17 protein-coding genes are annotated in these 17,784 nt (G+C 66.5%); 7 read left to right on the top strand and 10 right to left on the bottom strand.

The features are described from left to right. Positions 1–223 precede the first annotated feature (223 nt). Together KA712_03135 and KA712_03130 are read left to right on the top strand one after the other, a co-directional pair. The gene (locus KA712_03135; protein ID MCG5051931.1) at positions 224–832 is read left to right on the top strand and encodes a sigma-70 family RNA polymerase sigma factor; all 609 of its coding nucleotides are present in this window, start codon (positions 224–226) and stop codon (positions 830–832) included. Further along, entirely contained in the window at positions 829–1,989 is a 1,161-nt protein-coding gene (locus KA712_03130; GenBank protein ID MCG5051930.1) for a hypothetical protein, read from the top strand. The genes KA712_03135 and KA712_03130 overlap by 4 nt, the downstream gene beginning before the upstream one ends. Here KA712_03130 and KA712_03125 read toward each other — a convergent pair. Together KA712_03125 and pruA are read right to left on the bottom strand one after the other, a co-directional pair. Next, the gene (locus KA712_03125; protein ID MCG5051929.1) at positions 1,973–3,520 is read right to left on the bottom strand and encodes a glycosyltransferase; all 1,548 of its coding nucleotides are present in this window, start codon (positions 3,518–3,520) and stop codon (positions 1,973–1,975) included. The two genes, KA712_03130 and KA712_03125, sit on opposite strands and share 17 nt — an antisense overlap. A 12-nt stretch (positions 3,521–3,532) precedes the next feature. After that, the gene (gene pruA / locus KA712_03120; protein MCG5051928.1) at positions 3,533–5,161 is read right to left on the bottom strand and encodes an L-glutamate gamma-semialdehyde dehydrogenase; all 1,629 of its coding nucleotides are present in this window, start codon (positions 5,159–5,161) and stop codon (positions 3,533–3,535) included. Positions 5,162–5,245: 84 nt separating this feature from the next. Here pruA and KA712_03115 point away from each other — a divergent pair, with 84 nt between their 5' ends. Both KA712_03115 and KA712_03110 read left to right on the top strand, forming a co-directional pair. Continuing rightward, positions 5,246–6,301 (top strand): glycosyltransferase, encoded by a 1,056-nt coding sequence (locus KA712_03115; GenBank protein MCG5051927.1) that lies wholly within the window; start codon positions 5,246–5,248, stop codon positions 6,299–6,301. A gap of 146 nt (positions 6,302–6,447) precedes the next feature. Continuing rightward, on the top strand, positions 6,448–8,013 hold the full coding sequence (locus KA712_03110; GenBank protein MCG5051926.1) for an STAS domain-containing protein: 1,566 nt from the start codon (positions 6,448–6,450) through the stop codon (positions 8,011–8,013). Positions 8,014–8,019: 6 nt separating this feature from the next. Here the strand turns inward: KA712_03110 and KA712_03105 are convergent, their stop codons facing one another. Further along, on the bottom strand, positions 8,020–8,304 hold the full coding sequence (locus tag KA712_03105; GenBank protein MCG5051925.1) for a DUF962 domain-containing protein: 285 nt from the start codon (positions 8,302–8,304) through the stop codon (positions 8,020–8,022). A gap of 140 nt (positions 8,305–8,444) precedes the next feature. Here KA712_03105 and KA712_03100 point away from each other — a divergent pair, with 140 nt between their 5' ends. Further along, entirely contained in the window at positions 8,445–9,608 is a 1,164-nt protein-coding gene (locus KA712_03100; GenBank protein MCG5051924.1) for a hypothetical protein, read from the top strand. Between the two features lie 99 nt (positions 9,609–9,707). Here KA712_03100 and groL read toward each other — a convergent pair whose 3' ends face one another. Both groL and groES read right to left on the bottom strand, forming a co-directional pair. Continuing rightward, positions 9,708–11,330 carry a chaperonin GroEL gene (gene groL / locus KA712_03095; protein MCG5051923.1) on the bottom strand — a complete coding sequence of 541 codons (1,623 nt, stop codon included), beginning with the start codon at positions 11,328–11,330 and terminating at the stop codon, positions 9,708–9,710. A gap of 38 nt (positions 11,331–11,368) precedes the next feature. Then, positions 11,369–11,659 carry a co-chaperone GroES gene (groES, locus tag KA712_03090; GenBank protein ID MCG5051922.1) on the bottom strand — a complete coding sequence of 97 codons (291 nt, stop codon included), beginning with the start codon at positions 11,657–11,659 and terminating at the stop codon, positions 11,369–11,371. Between the two features lie 267 nt (positions 11,660–11,926). Between groES and KA712_03085 the strand changes: the two genes are divergently transcribed. Continuing rightward, positions 11,927–12,511 carry a hypothetical protein gene (locus tag KA712_03085; GenBank protein ID MCG5051921.1) on the top strand — a complete coding sequence of 195 codons (585 nt, stop codon included), beginning with the start codon at positions 11,927–11,929 and terminating at the stop codon, positions 12,509–12,511. Positions 12,512–12,559: 48 nt separating this feature from the next. Then, positions 12,560–13,246: a hypothetical protein gene (locus KA712_03080; protein ID MCG5051920.1), complete on the top strand. Its 687-nt coding sequence runs from the start codon at positions 12,560–12,562 to the stop codon at positions 13,244–13,246. Between the two features lie 31 nt (positions 13,247–13,277). On the opposite strand, the gene KA712_03075 is transcribed toward KA712_03080, so the two are convergent. The 5 genes from KA712_03075 to KA712_03055 form a co-directional block, all read right to left on the bottom strand. After that, entirely contained in the window at positions 13,278–14,792 is a 1,515-nt protein-coding gene (locus KA712_03075; protein MCG5051919.1) for a hypothetical protein, read from the bottom strand. 301 nt (positions 14,793–15,093) lie between these two features. After that, positions 15,094–15,942, bottom strand: coding sequence for a pantoate--beta-alanine ligase (panC, locus tag KA712_03070; GenBank protein ID MCG5051918.1), 849 nt, complete (start codon positions 15,940–15,942; stop codon positions 15,094–15,096). Then, the gene (panB, locus tag KA712_03065) at positions 15,939–16,781 is read right to left on the bottom strand and encodes a 3-methyl-2-oxobutanoate hydroxymethyltransferase (GenBank protein MCG5051917.1); all 843 of its coding nucleotides are present in this window, start codon (positions 16,779–16,781) and stop codon (positions 15,939–15,941) included. Before panB ends, panC begins: the two co-directional genes overlap by 4 nt. Before the next feature lies 1 nt (position 16,782). Further along, positions 16,783–17,421 (bottom strand): deoxynucleoside kinase, encoded by a 639-nt coding sequence (locus KA712_03060; protein MCG5051916.1) that lies wholly within the window; start codon positions 17,419–17,421, stop codon positions 16,783–16,785. Positions 17,422–17,474: 53 nt separating this feature from the next. Beyond that, on the bottom strand, positions 17,475–17,741 hold the full coding sequence (locus KA712_03055) for a hypothetical protein (GenBank protein ID MCG5051915.1): 267 nt from the start codon (positions 17,739–17,741) through the stop codon (positions 17,475–17,477). Positions 17,742–17,784: the final 43 nt, after the last annotated feature.

Here is a 17,784-nt window from a genome sequence, read left to right as displayed (position 1 = left end):
GCGATCAGGGCGGGGTAAGACCCTAAATTAATCACATAGGAAATACCGTAGTCAAAGCCAGAGTGGGACCGATGCCTCACCCTCCTCGGCAACGCGAAACGCTAACGCGCCGCGCTTCCGCAGCCCAGCTCCCCTCCCCCCGCCCGGCCCGCCTGGCATCTCCCCGGATTTCATCGGGAATCCTTTTTTGATCCCGAAGCCGCCACCTGCGGTCTAATGGCCAATGAACGTGGCGGTGCGCGAAGACTCAGCCCAGGAAGGGATGGTCGATGCCGACTGGCTCAGTCGGTGTCGAGCCGGCGACAAAGTCGCCTGGCGCCAGCTCTATGACCTGCATGCGCCCCTCGTCTACCGTCTTTGCCGGCGCATGGGTTTGTCGGACGAAAGAACCGCCGATGTCTGCCAGGACGTCTTCATGCGCGTGTACCGCAACCTCGGCCGCTTCCGCGGTGACGCTCAGTTTTCCACCTGGCTTTACCGCATCGCCATCAACGAAGTGTCCCGGACTCAGCGCGAAGGCGGTGTGCGCCGCATGCTGCTCAGCCTCGTCGGCCACGAAGTGCAGGACACCGATCCCGATCCTGGCCCTGAACGCCGGGCACAGGCATCAGAAGCAGCCGAGGTTCTCGAGCAGATCCTCGCGCGCATGAAACCAAAAAAACGCTCGGTGTTCGTGCTGTACGAACTCGAAGACCTTACGACAGAGGAGATCGCGCACGTGCTTGGTTGTGGAGTGGAGACGGTGAAGTCGCGGTTGCGGCACGCACGGGCCGAGTTCGATCGCTTGCACAAGCAGCGCAGCCTGATCCTGGTCAAGGGGGGCCGCGCGTGAAGCTCACCCCCGCCGACCGGCCAGGCCGGCCCGAACACAATCCCCCCCGCCTCAAGGACGCAGGTCCCGATGCGCAGAGGGCCTTGCTGAACGCACCGCCTCCGGTGATGCCGCCTCACCTCGAGGCGTGCGTGCGCATGCGCGTCGAGAGCGGTATGCGCACGAGGCGGTTCACGCTGAACCTGACGCGCCTGGCACTTGCAGCGTCGGTCATGCTGCTCACGGGAGGTGCCTTGGCCTATGGCGTGGTCACCGTCCAGGGCTTTCGCCTGCGGGCAGAGGGGCCTCGCCCTCACCTTGCGCCCCGCCCCAGAGCGCCAGCCCCGCCTCACGTGGTCGAAATCGAACCAGCCCCCGCTCCCACCCCGGCGGCGACCGAGCCCCCGGCCGCGCCCGAGGGTCCCCGCGTGCCCCGGCGCCGGCCGCGGGCCGAGGTGCCTGCCGGGCGGCTCGCTTTGTTGACCCCGCCCGTCGGGCCGGCCGCCCCCGCCCCCGCCCCCGCCCCCTCGCCCGTCAAGGCGCCTGGACTTAGCTTTGGCGAGCTGCTCATGCAAAGCGAAGCCCCGCCCCCCCTGGAGCCCCGCAACGAGCCCGAGGCCACGCGCCTCGTGCCGAAGCCAGGGCGGCTTCTGGTGAACTGGGCCGGCCGCCGCGGCGTGAGCCTCGACGTGTTGGACCTTTCGGGGCAGGGCGATGGCTTGGCCCGCATCGTGGGCCACGTCAACCGCACGCGCTTGGCCGTCGAGATCCGCCGCGGGCTCATCGTCGGCAAGATCGGCGATGAACCCGTCAACATTTGGCTCAAGGGCGAGGAGCGCGCCGACGGCTCCATCGCAGGCCACACGGTGAGCATCAATGTCGCTCCCGTGAAAAACGGCTATCTGCTCCGAGGGACCCTGCCTGGTCACACGGCACGCCTGGAAGAGCGCAAGGGCCTGCTGCGCTGGTACCCGGGCTGCGAAAGGCCGCTCGTGGCCACCGCCGCCGGCGTTTACCAGGGTACCTGCACGGAAGGCCGGACGGCATCGGTGGTGGTTCCCCCCGCGATTCGGCAATTGCCCCCGCTCGCCCGGCTCGTGATGCTGGCCCTGGTGCTCACCGAGCGGGATCCCGTGTTCGACGAGAAAGATCCGCAGCTCTTCAACGCACGGCCCTGAACGTCCGCGGACCTAAGAGGGGTTCGGGCACGGCGGCTTCGTTCTGCCGCGCCAGCACCGCGAACGATTCGGCCTGAGCGTGCGCGCCTTGCGACGCCAGCACGGCCGCAAGTCTGCCAAGCGGCACACTCCAGCGGGGCGCCAGGCGCGCCGCGTGCTTGAAGGCTTCGAGCGCCCCCGCGACCTGTCCAGCATCGAAGCGGGCATCCCCCAAGTCGATCCACACCGAAAGCGACGTCGAAGCCCCTCGGGCCAGCCCTTCGAGACGAGCGAGACGGGTCTCGGGCTCGAACAAGGCCAGATAACGAGCGGCGGTCCCTTCGGAGGGAAGCAACGCCTCGGCCGCGCGCAGAGCCGGAAGGGCCGCCGGCGTCTGTTCGCGATCCTGGCTCGTGACGAGAGCTTCGTAGACCAGCCGTTCGTAAGCCGAAAAGCCCAAACGCACATGGTTGCCGTTCGGCTCGGCGCCTGGCCACGCGCACGCGTCCTCGAAGAGGTTGTCGGAAGGGCGAGCCGGCGCCCCCGAGGCCCACAAGCCCTCGTAGAAGGCCAGGCGCGCGTCGACGTTCTGGGACATGAGCCGCTGCGTGCTCACATAGCGGTAGGCGGACCGCGCCACTTCCCCGCGGGCCTTGGGGTCCTGGTGCAAGGCTGAAAGAATCGTCAGCAGATCGCCCGTGTCGCGAAACCCAAAACCCGTCAAACCCTCCGTGAGGGCGGCTTCGTAGGGCGCCAAGCGCTGCACCACCGGCACCGCGCCGTGGGCGGCGTACTCGAGCAGCTTCACGTCCGAGCGGCATCGGTTGAAGCCCGTGTCCATCAAGGGCGCCACCCCCACGTCCAGCGTCTGCAGGAACGCCGTGTAGCGCTCCATGGGCCCCGGAGGCACCCAGTGCAGCTGCGCCTCGGGACAAGCCGCGAACACGGGGCGAAGCTGCGGGTCGGCCATGACGGCCAGCCGCACGTCGGGGCGCTGCTTCACCCAGGCCCCGAGGGGGCCCGCCACGGCTGCCAGATCGTCACGGTGGCCCACGGAGCCCCCCCAGCCCACCACCAAGCCCTGCGCTGGCCGTGGCGAAAGCGGTGGCAATGGGCCTGGCAGATGATTCGGGAACACCAGGTGGCGGCCGTTCAGATAGCCATACCGTGCCGCCAACGCCGCTGACGAGAACTGAAGCGCATCGCAGCTGGCCGCAAGCAGCCGCAACAGCCGACGGTTTTCCGCGTTCGAGAAGAACGCGTAGAGCGGGTTGGCCGGCTGCACGAAGGCCACATCGTCGTTGAGCTCGAACACGGTGGGGCGCCCTTCGGCCCGCCGGGCGGCGACGAGGGGCAAGAGGTCCGGATCACATGACATGTTGAGCACCAGCACGTCGGCGCGCAGACACAGCTCACGCGCCTTTTGGTGCAGGAAGTTCGTCTCCACCACGCGCGCGCCGGCCGCAGCGAGCGCCAGGCCTGGCAGATGCGTTCGGTAGAACCAGTCCCCGGTGCGGCTATCGTGAGGCGACTCGACGAAGGCAACGATCATGCGGCGGAGGCCTCAAGGCGCTTGCATGAAGGGGTACCGATAGTCGCGTGGCGGGTCGAAGGTCTCCTTCACCGCGCGCGGTGCCACCCAGCGCAGCAGGTTGTGCGCACTGCCCGCCTTGTCATCGGTTCCAGAGGCCCGTGCCCCCCCAAAAGGTTGCTGCCCCACGACGGCACCCGTCGGCTTGTCGTTGATATAAAGGTTTCCCGCCGCGAAGGTGAGCGCCTGGCATGCGTGCGCGATCGCCTCTCGATCGCGCGCGAAGATGGCACCCGTCAACCCATAGGGCGACGTGCGATCCACGAGGGTCAACACATCACCGTAACGAGCTTCGTCGTAGACGAACACGGTGAAAAGCGGCCCAAAGAACTCTTCCGTCATGAAGCGCGACGTGGGGTTGTCGCTCAGCAAGACCGTGGGCGGAACGAACCAGCCCACGTCGCCTTCGCTCTTGCCCTCTGTCAACACCTCGATTTCAGGGTCGGCCTGCGCATCGGCGAGCACGCCGGACAGGCGCTCGAAAGCGGTTTGTTTGATGACCGCGCCCATGAAGTTTTCATGGTCGCAAACGTCCCCCATGCGCAAACCTGCGACCGTATCGATCAGGCGATCTCGCAGGCGCGCCCACAAACCCTTCGGCAGGTACACCCGAGAGACCGCGGAGCACTTCTGCCCCTGATACTCGAACGCGCCCCGCACGATCGCGGTCAATAGAGCGTCCTCGTCCGCCGAGGCATGTGCCACGATGAAGCCCTTGCCACCCGTTTCTCCCACGATGCGAGGAAAACCGCGATACCCATAAAGGTTCTCGGCCACCGCTTTCCACAAACTCTGAAACACCGGTGTCGACCCCGTGAAGTGTAACCCCGCGAAGCGGGCGTCCTTCACGAGAGGAGGCACCACGTCAGGTCCGTGACCCGGCAAGAAGTTGATCACACCGGGAGGCAGGCCCGCTTCGGCCAAGATCTCCATGATGACGTGGGCCGAGAGCGTTTGGCTCTCTGCCGGCTTCCACACCACCGTATTGCCCATCATGGCGGGAGCGGTGGGAAGATTGGCCGCGATGGATGTGAAGTTGAAGGGCGTCAGCGCCAGCACGAAGCCTTCGAGCGGACGCATCTGCAGACGGTTCCACGTGCCAGGAGCGCTTTCGGGTTGCTCCTCGTAAAGCCGCGCCGCGAACTCGGCATTGAAGCGCCAGAAGTCCACCGTTTCGCACGCGGCATCGATCTCGGCCTGGTGACAAGTCTTGGATTGCCCCAGCATGGTGGTGGCGTTGAGCCACGCGCGGTGGCGCCCCGCCAGCAGCTCGGCGGCCTTGAGGAACACGGCCAGCCGATCCTCCCAGCGCATGGCTTGCCAGCCCCGCCGGGCCTCCTCCGCCGCCGCAAGCGCCGCGTGCACCTCGGGCACGCCGGCTGCGTGGAAATGTGCGAGCGTGTGGCCGTGGTCGTGAGGCATGACCACCGGCACGAGACGCCCCGTGATCACGGGCTTGCCCCCGATGAGGCATGGGATCTCGCGCGGGGCCGCGGCGACGCGGGCTAGCGCCGCGGACAGGGCCGCACGTTCCGGCGTACCTGGCGCATAGCTCGACACGGGTTCGTTCTGCGGCTTCGGCACCCTTGCGATGGTCTCCATGTCGCCTCCTCTTCGTGAGAATACCTCGGAACCGCGTCCACGGCGTTCCGCGCGACGAGGCCCGTTCACTGGTATCGTGGACACATGGCACCCTCGGCTGCCAAGGACGACGTCGCCCCCACCCCGCTGCGCGTGTTTTACGTATCGCAGACGCATCCAAGCCACGCTCGGGCTGCGCTCGACTACGGGCAAATCATCAGCACGCACCACGAGGTGGTCGCCGAACCCGAACAGGCCGACGTGGCCGTGTTCCACATCGAACCTCACGCGGTGGCCGCAGCGTTGCGGGAGTACCCTGCGTTGCTCGGTTGTCACCGCATCGGGTATTTCGTTTGGGAGGCCAGCGACCTGCCCGCGGCCTACGTACCGGTGATGCGCCTCGTTCACGAGGTATGGACACCCTCGCAGTACTGCGTGAACGTGTTCGCGCGCCACCATGCCCAGGTCTGGAAGGTGCCGCACGTGGCCGCGCGTCCGCCCGTGTCCCGCGACACCGCCACAGTGGTGCGCCAGGCGCTCGGCCACGATCCCGCGCAGCTCACCCTACTCGCCATCTCGAAGCCTGCCGATCCCCGCAAAAACACTGCCCAAATCCTGAGGGTGTTTCCCCGGGTCCGCGCGCAGCTTCCCAACGTTCGGCTCATCGTCAAGAACCTGCGCCCCGAGCCGCTCGAGCGTGCCCTCGCAAGCCCCGGCGTCACCTTCGTCGAACAAGCCATCCCCGATCCGGAAATGACGGCCCTGCTGCAAATGGCCAGTGTCCTCGTCAGCGCCCACCACGCGGAAGGCTGGGGCTTCAACGTCTCGGACGCGATGTCGCTGGGCGTGCCGGTGGTCGCCACGGCCTACTCGGGCAATCTCGAGTTCACGAGCGACGAGACCGCCTTTGCCATTCCCGCGACGGAGGAGCCGATCCGCCCCGAGGATCGCTTCGGACTCTTCGACGGCTCGATGAAGTGGGGCTATGTGTCGGACGACGCCCTCACGGACCAGCTTTTGGCAGCCTGTCGCGCCGTCACCGAGGGCCGCGCGGCACAACGGGCGGCCCGCGCCCGTCAAACTGTAGAAGCGTTCTCTCTTCCCAACGTGGCAGCCGTGACGCTCGAGCGTCTCTCGGCGGTTTCTGCCCGGAGACGCTGAGGCCGAGACCGGTGGCCGGAGTGTGACGGGTCCACCTCGCGGCCCCTCTCGTTTGCGCTGGCCGTCCTCTTGCACAGACAAGTCTGCATGGGCCGGTTCGCAGGACGTGCCAGGTACGACGGTCTCGGGCCGCCGGTGGGGGGAACATGAAAGCCGAAACGCGCATGAGCCAGATGCGTGCATGGGCCTCCGACTTTCCAGCGTCGGTGGTGGTGTTTCTCGTAGCACTGCCACTTTGTATGGGCATCGCGGTGGCCTCTGGGGTGCCTCCGGCCCTCGGCCTCCTCACAGGGATCGTCGGAGGCCTCGTGGTGGGGGCCCTGGGCGGAGCGCCTCTACAGGTCAGCGGCCCCGCAGCGGGGCTCACCGTCCTGGTGTGGGATATCGTGCAGCGCTATGGGCTGGGCGCGCTCGGCCCCCTCGTTCTCCTTGCAGGCGCGCTCCAGATCGGAGCCGCCCTCCTGCGCGGAGGCCGCTGGTTTCAAGCCGTGCCGGCCTCGGTGATACACGGCATGCTCGCCGGCATCGGCGTGCTCATCGTGGCCAGCCAGTTCCACGTCATGGTGGACGACGCGCCGAGTGGCAGTGGGCTCGACAACCTCGTCAGCATCCCCGTCGCGATGTGGAAGGCAGTCTTTCCCGCAGACGGAACGCCGCACCAGATGGCGGCCGCGATAGGTTTGGAGACGATCGTGGTGATCTCGCTCTGGTCTCGCTTCGCCCGCGGGCGGTGGAAAGTGCTACCCCCGGCTCTCGTAGGTGTCGTGATGGCCACGCTGACGGCGCACCTTTGGGACCTGCCGATCGCGCGGGTCGCCGTTCCCGACAGCCTCGCAGGTTCGGCCAACTGGATCAGCCTGGCAGGCGCCCTCGAGGTGCTGCGGCAGCCCGCGGCGATCGGAGAGGCAGTGGCCTTGGCCCTCATCGCCTCCGCGGAGACTCTGCTGTGCGCCACCGCCGTGGACCGCATGCACAATGGCCCCCGCACCCACTACGACCGCGAACTCGGCGCTCAAGGACTGGGCAACATCCTCTGCGGCGTACTGGGAGCCCTGCCCATGACGGGGGTGATCGTGCGCAGCTCGGCCAACGTGCAGGCGGGCGGAAAGACGCGCGCTTCGGCCATCATGCACGGGCTGTGGCTGCTGGGCCTCGTGTGGCTGGCCCCCGGTTTGTTGCGCTACATCCCCGTGGCCAGCTTGGCGGCGGTGCTCGTGTTCACGGGGTTCAAGCTGATGAACCTGGCGGTGTTGCGAAGCCTGCGCAAATACGGCCGCTCCGAGGTAGCCATCTATCTGGGGACGGTGATCGCCATCATCGTGACGGATCTCCTGAAAGGGATTCTCTTTGGCCTGGTGTTGGCGCTCGCCAAGCTGCTGTGGCGGTTCAGCCATCTGCGTGTGCAGATGCGAGACGACCACGACAAAGGGCGCACGGTGGTGCAACTGACCGGGGCCGCCACCTTCTTGAGCCTGCCGAACCTCGCTGCGGCCCTGCAGAAGGTGCCCGAGGGGCGCAAAGTCGAGGTGCACGTCGAAGCGCTCGACTACATCGATCATGCCTGTCTCGAAGCCCTCGCAGAGTGGGAGAAACAACATCGGGCCCGCGGGGGGCAGGCTTCCATCAATTGGAAGGATCTCGAGTTCCGATATCGGGAACGCAAACCCGCCGCGGCGCCGCCGCGATGGGGAGAACGCCCGGCCTCATCCTAGAAGCTTCTAGGAGCGCTTCGTCCAGCCTTGAATCTTGTCCCAGGTCTTCTGCCCCTGGGCAACCGTCCACAGGGCCGCCACGGGGACCTGCTTCCAGCTCTTGAGGCAGGTGTCATTGCCCTCGATGAACACATGGCTGAGGTATTGGAGCGCCCAGCCCACGGCCAGCGTGGCCACCGACCAGCGCAACGAAACGAAGGCCACCGGCACCGCTGCGCCCATCAGGGGCAACGCCACGAGGTGCGCGAGGCGCGTGCCGCGACGTCGATGTGCCGCATCGTAAACCCTCAAAAACGATCCATATCCGCCCGCCGCCAAGCTCTTGCCTCCAGGTTCGGGCAGAATAGCGCGCTTTTGCCGACTTGCCTCGCACCGTGAAGCGCGGCGCGTCTGCGTCAAGGCCGGCCTTCGGGCTTCCGATGAGTTCTGACGTGAAACGCATCGGCATCCGCGTCGGCATCTCCATGGGCGCCCTGTGGCTGGGCATCGCCTGCTTCGGCGACACCGACAAACTGTTTTCCGGGCGCCTGGCCCAACAAACCACCGCAGTGGGCGGGGCCGAGACACAGGTGAGCCTGGGACGCGGGCGGGACCGTGTGGAGTTGCTCATTCCCGCAGAGGCGCTTACCACCCGGGCCGAGGTGCAGCTGAGCGTCGTCTCCGGCACCGTGCGACGCGGACGCTACCCCGTTACCGACACCGCCCTGCTGGTCGAGCCCCAGGGCCTTGCCTTTGCACGCCCTGCGCGGCTTCGGCAATTGGTACCGCCACCTCCCCTCGGCCGCCGCTACCGTACGGTGGTCGTGCCGGATGGCGGCGCCAGCTTCATCGCCAAAGGGCTGGCACGTCGTCTGGGCGGAGCCACCGCCGAAACGGAAGGCCACGAGCCCTGGGAGAGCGATTGCGAAGGCTCGGGCCTCTGGGGTCTGGCGCTCGAAGAGCCTGGTGACGAAGGCTCTGGCTCACCCATCGATGCCGGCGCGCCCGACGCCGTTGCCCCCGGCGTTCCCGCCTGCAAGCCTGCCACCTCAGAGGGCTGCAGCGCCACCGAAAGCTGCGTGGTCTCCTGTGTCAATGGTGAGGCCACGAACCGATGCGCGGCGGCTGGCCTCAAACAGCCGGGCGCGCTGTGCAGTGGGGCCGAAGACTGTGCGCCGGGCTCCGTTTGTCAGGCCAGCACGTGCGGCGTCAAGATCTGCCGCCGGTACTGCGATGCCGACGACCAGTGTCCGCAAAACACCCGCTGTGCATTGCAACTGACCTGCAGCACACCCGTCGCCAGCCCCCGCCTTTGCTCTCAAGCCTGCGATCCCCGGGGCACCGCCCGCACGGGCTGCGCGGAGGGCCTGCGCTGTCTGCTCTTCCCCGGGGAGATCACCACGTGCGGCTGCGTGTCTCCGCAAAGCTTCGGAGTCGACGGCGCCGCCTGCACCACCACGGGCAACTGCGCCCCGGGGTTCGTTTGCATCAACACCGGCAGCCCCGTGTGCCGACCGGTCTGCCGGCTGGACGAGCCCACCACGTGCACGGCAGGCCGAACGTGCCAAAAGCTCATTGCGCCCGCGTATCAAGTGTTCGGCGCGTGCGCACCGTGAGTGCCCCCACATACGACGAAGGGGACGAAACCGATTGGCTTCGTCCCCTCGTCGTTCAGGCCGCGTGCGCGGCCTCAGGCCTCACGAGGCCCGTGGAGCTCAGTGTTCGTGACCACCGCCGCCTGCGGCGGGAGCCTCTTCATGCTTGGGCCGCTCGGCGATGAGGGCCTCCGTGGTGATGAGCAGCGAAGACACCGAAGCCGAGTTCTGCAGCGCAGAGCGGACCACCTTGGTCGGGTCGATGACGCCGGCCTCGATGAGATCCTCGAAGGTGTCGGTGGCGGCGTTGTAGCCGAAGCCACCCTTGCCTTCCTTCACCCGCTGCACGATGATGCTGCCTTCCTTGCCCGCGTTGGCGGCGATCTGGCGGCAGGGTTCCTCGATGGCGCGACGGATGATGTTCACACCCACGCGCTCCTCGTCGGTCAGGTCCTCGAGCTTCTCGAGGTCCTTGACGCAGCGAACCAGCGCCACGCCGCCGCCGGGCACGATGCCTTCTTCCACGGCCGCACGGGTCGCGTTGAGGGCGTCTTCCACGCGCGCCTTCTTCTCCTTCATCTCCGTCTCGGTGGCAGCGCCCACCTTGATGACGGCCACGCCGCCCACCAGCTTGGCCAGACGCTCCTGCAGCTTCTCGCGATCGTAGTCGCTGGAGGTCTCTTCGATCTGGGCGCGGATCTGCTTGCAGCGGCCCTCGATGTCGGGCTTCTTGCCCGCGCCATCGACGATCGTGGTGTTGTCCTTGTCCACCTTGAGGCTCTTGGCGCGCCCCAGCTCCTTGAGCGTGAGGTTCTCGAGCTTGAGCCCCAGATCCTCGGTGACGGCCTGACCGCCCGTCAGGATGGCGATGTCCTTCAGCATCTCCTTGCGGCGATCGCCAAAGCCAGGCGCCTTCACGGCGCACACCTGCAAGGTGCCCCGCAGCTTGTTCACCACCAAAGTGGCCAGGGCTTCACCCTCGACCTCTTCAGCGATGATCATGAGGGGACGACCGGAACGCGCCACCTGCTCGAGCAAGGGCAAGAGGTCCTTCATGTTCGAGATGCGCTTTTCATGGATGAGGATGTAGGGATCCTCCATGCGCACTTCCATGCGGTCCGTGTCGGTCACGAAGTAGGGCGAGAGGTAGCCACGATCGAACTGCATGCCTTCGACCACGTCGAGCGTGGTCTCCATCGACTTGGCCTCTTCGATGGTGATGACGCCTTCTTTGCCCACCTTCTCCATCGCGTCGGCGATGAGGCCACCGATGTACTCGTCGCCGTTGGCGCTGATCGTGCCAACCTGGGCGATGTCCTTGTGGCCCTTCGTGGGCTTGGACAGCTTCTTGAGGCTTTCGACGATCTTGCCCACGGCCTTGTCGATGCCGCGCTTGAGGTCCATCGGATTGTGACCGGCGGCCACCATCTTCGAGCCCTCACGGAAGATCGCCTGCGCCAGCACCGTGGCGGTGGTGGTGCCGTCACCTGCCACGTCGGAGGTCTTCGAGGCGACCTCTTTCACCATCTGGGCGCCCAGGTTCTGGAAGCGGTCTTCGAGCTCGATCTCTTTGGCGACGGTCACGCCGTCTTTCGTCACCGTGGGGCTGCCCCACGACTTCTCGATGACCACGTTGCGGCCCCGCGGCCCGAGGGTCGCCTTGACCGTGTCGGCCAGGATGTTTACGCCGGCCAGGATCTGCTCGCGACCCTTGGCGTCGAAAAGAATGTCTTTAGCTGCCATGTTGGTATCTCCAGGTAGGTTGGGGTTGCGATCGCGGCTTACTTCTCGATGACGCCGAGGACCTCGTCCTCGCGCAGAATCAAGTGCTCGACGCCGTCGATCTTGATCTCGTTGCCGCTGTACTTGCCGAAGAGGATGCGGTCGCCCTTCTTCACTTCCAGCTTCCGCAGATCACCGCCATCGGTGACTTTGCCGTTGCCGACGGCCACCACCTCGCCTTCGGCGGGCTTTTCCTTGGCCGAATCGGGAATGATGATCCCGCCCTTGGTCTTCTCTTCCTCAGCAACGCGACGGACCAGAACGCGGTCATACAAAGGCCGAACTTTCATCTTATTTTCCTCCGGTTGGGCAAGGCCCGTTAGCACTCGGGCCGGCAGACTGCCAACGAGGAACGATAACCACAACCCTGCGCGTGTCAACCGCTTGGCCGGCCAGCGCTGGCACTCCAGACCTGCTCCTGCCAATTGTTTCTAGACAGTATCCATCTGATATCATTCAAGTTTTCTTGTCGTTTGGGCGATCTTTGTTTCAGACTTTAGGGGACAAGGAGGTGTGGGCCAGGGAGCCACGCCAGGACGAGCCAAGGAGGCAAGCTGATGGAAATCCGCGATTCGCTGGAGAGTTTTTTTCACGCGCACATCGACAGGGCCATGAAGCACGAGGGGGTTTCGGCCGACCCGATGACCGAGCACTACCTGGTTGTGCTGCTCACGGGATTCGCTGCCGCCCCGATCGATGACAAACCCCTCGCGCTCAAAATGCTGGGCACGCTGGATCTGGCGCCCCGGCAGCGGCGCGATCAGCTTCGAGACATCGGCGACACCTCTCTTTACGTCTCGGGATTTTGGGCGGAGAGCCTGCAACGAGGCCCCGTGGACGTGGACTACTACATCGGGATCGGTGAGTCCGCCTACGGACAGCTGGCCCACCGCACGCCGCTTGCGGCAGGTGATCCCTTCGTCAAGGTGTTTGCGGACCTTGCGATCAACTTCCCGCGCTTCGTGCGGGTGCTCGCGGCGATCAGCGAGATGGTCAACACGGAGGCCGGGCCCAAAGACATCGTTCGCCTTTACGAGCGGTGGACCCGGACGGGTAGCCGCTGGGCCCGCAACCGCCTGGCGAAGCTCGGCGTCTCTCTGCCGGACCGGGCGAACGTCGGTGCGGCCGCGAAGTTGCAGTGAAAGGGTGCCTCGCGCGGCTCACCCGCGCGCAACGAAAGGAGTTCACTCGTGCCTCATACGCTCGCGCCGAATGGGTCTGTCATCGGACGTCTGCAGCGCGGTCTCGAGACGCTCTACCGCGTCGACACCCACCTCGACGTCGAAGCGTTCATGGTGGACGAGGCGGCTCGCAACGACGTGCTTGCCAAGATCGATGGCGCCAACGGCACGGCGCGACGCCCCCGAGAGCAGCTCTTGGTGGCTCACGAAAACGATGAGCTGCACTTGGCGCTGTTCCTGGACGCGGACGCACTCGCGAACCTGGAAAAACACGACCCCTCCCACGGCCTCGCGGACGCGAATTTTCAGGACTTCTGTCTGGCCGTGGAGGGCGTGAGCCACTTCGTTTACGTGGCTGTCTGCGCGGCCGGCGATCGCTCTGTGAGCGCCCTCGAGCTCGAACTTCAAGCGGAGGTGGACAAGTTCGTCACGTGCCTTCTCATGCGAGACGACCACGCGAAGCACGCCCCCCAGGTCAGGGCAAAGCTCTTCGAGCGGCCCCGCTACGCGCCCGATCTCAGCCACGAAGAGCGCGAACGCTACGTTACCGCGCACCGGGCGGCCGAACGCTACGCCGGCTCGCTCCATCGGCGCTACCTCGCCCACCGGCGCACGCCCGACATGCTGGCCGAGCTGCGCGCGTTTTATCGCCTGGGCCTCGACGGCAAGCTCGGCCACATCGAGCGTGCCGCCTGAGAGCCGCGCGGCTCGTGGCCGCAGCTCCTGGTCAACGAAGGGTGGGCGTCTCGATGGGCGCCGAGAACGGGTGAGGCTGCGCGCCCGCCACCACGATGCTTTCCCACCCCTCTTCAGGGAGGGGCACCCAAACGAGCGAGCTGCCGGAATCGGCGATCGAGGTCCGGTACACGGTGGGCGTTGCCACCACGGCTCCGCTGGCGTCCAAGATCGTTGCGGTCTCCCGCGCGCCGCTCGGCGCCTCGGTCGTGGTGATGGGGTGCCCCCAGCGCGGCCTGCCGAGGGGACTGACCAGCAGCACCTTCCATGTGGTGGCCACCGAGAGCGCTTGGCCTTCCGGCTGGCTCTGGAGAAGGGCCGCGTACTCGAGGAACCCCTGGTAGGTGAAATCACTCACCCACGAGGGCGAGCAATATCCCATGATGTCGGAGAAGCCAGCCGGATCGATGAGCCTGTTCGAGCTTGCATCGTAGCCCCACACGCCCACGCTTCCTCGTTCGTAGGGGAAGGTGGGATCGCCGTCGACGTTGCACGGAGAGTGGAAGCGGCCATGCTGGTGGCCGAGCTCGTGGGCAAGTGTCAGCGCCGCGAACTGCCCGGTGAAGCCTACCCCCACGCCCACCCGCAGCGCCGGCTGCCGGTCCTTCGAGACATACGCGATGCCGGCGGTACACCCGCGGCCGCAGTAGGAGCTGAAGGTCGCCGCAGGGTTGATGACGCCGTAGTAGTGCAGGTCGGCGGGGGCGCGGTCTTTTTGGCGCAGCTGCCGAAGCGCATCGAGCAGGTCTTCCCACCCGGCGGCCGCGCTGACCCCGAGTTCCGTGGTGACGGTGTCGCGCACCTGCAGGGACACGCTCGTGACCGGGTACATCGACATGAGCAGGGACCGGTAACGTTCGAGCTGGATTTCGGTGAGGTCGGGTAAACGACCGGAAGCGTCGGTCTGATAGGCGATGGGCACGATCATCACCTTCAGCACGCCTGTCGCGCGGGCCCCGAGCGGCTGAGACAGGCCCGGCACCGGGACTCTGGCCGATGCGAGGGTTCCGCAGCTTGCGGGGCTGACCACGTCGAGACGCCAGGCCGAATCGGCGAAAACGGCATCGCCCGGCACCTGAAAGTTGAACGTGCTGTCGAACTGGAGATCGGTCGACGGGCGGCGAAGGTCGTTCGTGGCGTCAAAGGTGCGGGTCCCCGCGGAAGACGTCAACGTCAGGCGTGCGGTGGCCACGCCCTGCCAATCGAGCCTGGGCGTCGCGAAGGCGCGAATCAACGCAGGACGTCCCGCCACGAGGTCGGCATTGCGGATGGACGCAGGGGCCAACACGCCGTCGGGCCCGAGGCCGGCCAGAGGCACCTTGACCGCTTGGTACACGGCGACTTCGGTCAGATCGAGGGCACAGGGCCCCTCGTTGGGGATGGGCGGAGGAGCCTCCTCGAGGGGAGGCAGCGGCAGCGGCTCGCCCGGGGGCCCCCCAGGCTCCACCTGACGCTTGGCAGCTTGCCCATCACAGGCGGTGACAGCCAGGAGGCAGAGGGCCCACACGTGAACCCCATAGGGGGCCACCCTAGCGGCAACTTTCCGGAACGACGGGAGACTTGTTGCGCACTGCATCAACATAAACTGGGCCTCGCAGACATGACGCCGATTCGACACCTGGCGGGCACCGTTCGGCAGCTCACCTGCCATAGGATGCCACAAGCCCTGCCGTCGGCTTCGGGCGAGCGATCGATTCTCGCGCAAAAACGAAGGCGCTCCCGGAAGCCCAGCTCCGGGACGTTCGCCGGGGCGCAGCAAAGCTCACACCCGCACACCCTGCCACGCGCCCCTGCGAAAGACGTGAGGCTCAGGGCAAGCGCATGTTGTCGATGAGCCGGGTACGGCCAATGCCGGCGGCCACCAGGATCACGGCTGGCGCCTTGGCGGTCTCGACGGGTACAAGGGTCTCGGCATCCCGGATCTCGAGGTACTCGAGCCTGTCCACCTGGCCCGACAGCTCTGCGTAGGCGGCGGCCCGTAGTGCGGCGGCAGAGCGCTCGCCCCGGCCCCACAGGGCCACGGCGGCGGACAGTCCCTTTGACAGGGACAGGGCACGCTGGCGCTCCGCGGGCGACAGATAGGTATTGCGCGACGACATCGCCAAGCCGTCGGCCTCTCGCACGGTGGCCAGACCCACGATCTCGATGCCCAGGTTCAAGTCGGTCACGAGGCGGCGAATCACTGCGAGCTGCTGGTAGTCCTTTTCCCCGAAGACGGCCACGTCCGGCCGCACGATCTGAAAGAGCTTGGTCACCACGGTCGCGACGCCCCGGAAATGTCCAGGGCGGCGATCACCGCACAGCCCCTGCGAGACGACCTCGACGTCAACGGTGGTTTGATACCCATGCGGGTACATGGCTTGCGGTGAAGGCGCGAACACCACGCTCGTGCCCTCGGCACCTGCCTTGGCCAAATCCCCGTCCCAATCCCGGGGGTAGCGCTCCAGATCTTCGGTGGGGCCGAACTGGGTGGGGTTCACGAACAAAGACATCACGAGTTCGTCCGAGCGCCGCCGGCCCTCTTTCAGCAACGCCTGATGGCCCTCGTGCAAAAAGCCCATCGTGGGGACGAAGCCGATGCGCGCCCCGCGCGCCCGAACCGCATACGCCCACGCCGTCATGGCTTTCGGATCGTCGATGACGAGCGGCGTGTTCATTTGAACGTCTCCTCGGCGGCGGGAAAGCTCCCCTCTCGCACGTCGGCCACATAGGCAGAGAACGCGGCGCGGGCCGCTTGGCCAAGCTGGGCATAGCGGCGAGCAAAGCGTGGTTTCCAGTCCGGATCCAAGCCGAGCACGTCGTGCATGACCAGGATCTGGCCGTCGCAGGCGGCGCCCGCGCCGATGCCGATGGTGGGGATGGACAGGGCCGAGGTGATCTCGGCGCCCAGGCTCTCGGGCACGCTCTCCACCACCATGGCGTAAGCGCCGGCATCCGCCAGCGCGCGCGCGCCTTCGAGGATGCGGTCGTGAGCCTCCTGGGCTCGCCCCTGCACGCGGAAACCGCCGTACTGATGCACCCACTGAGGCGTCATGCCCACGTGCCCCATGACGGGGATGCCGAAGGAAGACAAGCGTGCAACCAGAGGCACAACCTCCGCCCCTCCCTCGATCTTGACCGCTTCGGCCCCGCCCTCCTGAAGCAGACGACCGGCGGCCCGCATTCCGTCTTCCACGCTCGCCTGGTAGCTCATGAACGGCAGGTCCGCCACGACATGCGCATGACGGACGCCGCGCACGACCGCCTTCGTGTGGTACACGACCTCGTCGAGCGTGACCGGCAAGGTGTTCGCATGGCCCTGTACCATCATCCCCAACGAATCCCCCACGAGGACGATGTCCACGCCGGATGCATCGGCCAGTCGTGCGAACACCACATCGTACGCGGTCAGGGCGGCAAGCTTGCCCCCGGCGGCGGCGGGAGCGCCTTTGCGCGCACGCACGGAGGCGGCGGTAATCTTCTGTTCGTTGTGGCTCGTGGCCGTGGTGGTCGACATGTCAGCTACGGCTCCAGTGGTTCACCCCCGCGCGCGTGTGGGCCACCACCTCGATGATCGCCTTGCGGTCGTCTTCATTCGCAACGAAATCGATGTCGGAGGTGTTCACGATGAGCAGGGGGGCCTCATTGTAGTCGAAAAAAAACCGTGCGTAGGCCTCCCCCACGTCCCGAACGTACTCGGCGTGAATCGGCCTCTCAGCCGAACGCCCGCGTCGGTGAATGCGCTCCATCAGCACCTCCGTGCGGGCCTGCAGATAGACCACCAGATCGGGCCTCAACACGCGCGGGTGCAGTGTCTCGTAGATGCGATCGTAAAGCGCCAGCTCGTCGGTCGACAGCGTCAAGGATGCGAACAGCCGGTCTTTGGCGAAGAGGTAGTCGGACACGACACCCCCCTGGGCAAACAAGTCGCCCTGTAGCAGGTCTTGCTGCTGCGAGTAACGCTGGAGCAGGAAGAACAACTGTGCCGAAAGCGCATGCCGCTTCGGATCCCGGTAGAACGGCCCCAAAAAGGGGTTGCCATCCGGATCCTCGCAGATCATCCGTGCGCGGTAGGCCTCAGCCAAGAGCCGGCAGAGCGTCGACTTGCCGGCCCCGATGGGACCTTCCACGGCGATGTAGCGGGCTTTGGGCCTCACCCCTCGGTTCTACAACCGAATGAGGCGCTCGCACGAGAAACCCGCGCGTCCCGTTACGGGCTCGTCAACAGAACCTCGACCAGCAGCGCCAAGGTGTCGCCCGGGGGAGCCTCTCCGGGAGGAGTTGGGGGAAGGCTGAGCGCCGCTGACAGGGCGGTGGCGAAGCACGCGGCCACGCGCGCCCACCCCGGCCCGAGCGGGGCTTGTCCCCGGGCCACACGGAGCGCCAGGGTCAGTCCATCCAGGTCCTGGCCACGACCAGCAGCCGAGGCGCTGCGCCCGCGTGCGGGCGTGGATGCGGCCCGCGTCCAGAACCTCATCCGATCCTGCCGCCCCGGCGGTGGTGCCCCGCAACTCAGGCGA

This window comes from Myxococcales bacterium, from assembly GCA_022184915.1.
In the GTDB taxonomy this organism is placed as follows: domain Bacteria; phylum Myxococcota_A; class Polyangia; order Fen-1088; family Fen-1088; genus JAGTJU01.
Note: the sequence above shows the minus strand (reverse complement) of the source record. Positions and strands in the feature narration are given on the sequence as shown.

Excerpts from the sequence above, each read along its gene's own strand:
- KA712_03115 (MCG5051927.1), top strand. The coding sequence starts at position 5,246 with ATGGCACCCTCGGCTGCCAAGGACGACGTCGCCCCCACCCCGCTGCGC.
- pruA (MCG5051928.1), bottom strand. The coding sequence starts at position 5,161 with ATGGAGACCATCGCAAGGGTGCCGAAGCCGCAGAACGAACCCGTGTCG.
- KA712_03110 (MCG5051926.1), top strand. The coding sequence starts at position 6,448 with ATGAAAGCCGAAACGCGCATGAGCCAGATGCGTGCATGGGCCTCCGAC.
- groL (MCG5051923.1), bottom strand. The coding sequence starts at position 11,330 with ATGGCAGCTAAAGACATTCTTTTCGACGCCAAGGGTCGCGAGCAGATC.
- panB (MCG5051917.1), bottom strand. The coding sequence starts at position 16,781 with ATGTCGACCACCACGGCCACGAGCCACAACGAACAGAAGATTACCGCC.
- KA712_03085 (MCG5051921.1), top strand. The coding sequence starts at position 11,927 with ATGGAAATCCGCGATTCGCTGGAGAGTTTTTTTCACGCGCACATCGAC.
- panC (MCG5051918.1), bottom strand. The coding sequence starts at position 15,942 with ATGAACACGCCGCTCGTCATCGACGATCCGAAAGCCATGACGGCGTGG.
- KA712_03055 (MCG5051915.1), bottom strand. The coding sequence starts at position 17,741 with ATGAGGTTCTGGACGCGGGCCGCATCCACGCCCGCACGCGGGCGCAGC.
- groES (MCG5051922.1), bottom strand. The coding sequence starts at position 11,659 with ATGAAAGTTCGGCCTTTGTATGACCGCGTTCTGGTCCGTCGCGTTGCT.
- KA712_03135 (MCG5051931.1), top strand. The coding sequence starts at position 224 with ATGAACGTGGCGGTGCGCGAAGACTCAGCCCAGGAAGGGATGGTCGAT.
- KA712_03125 (MCG5051929.1), bottom strand. The coding sequence starts at position 3,520 with ATGATCGTTGCCTTCGTCGAGTCGCCTCACGATAGCCGCACCGGGGAC.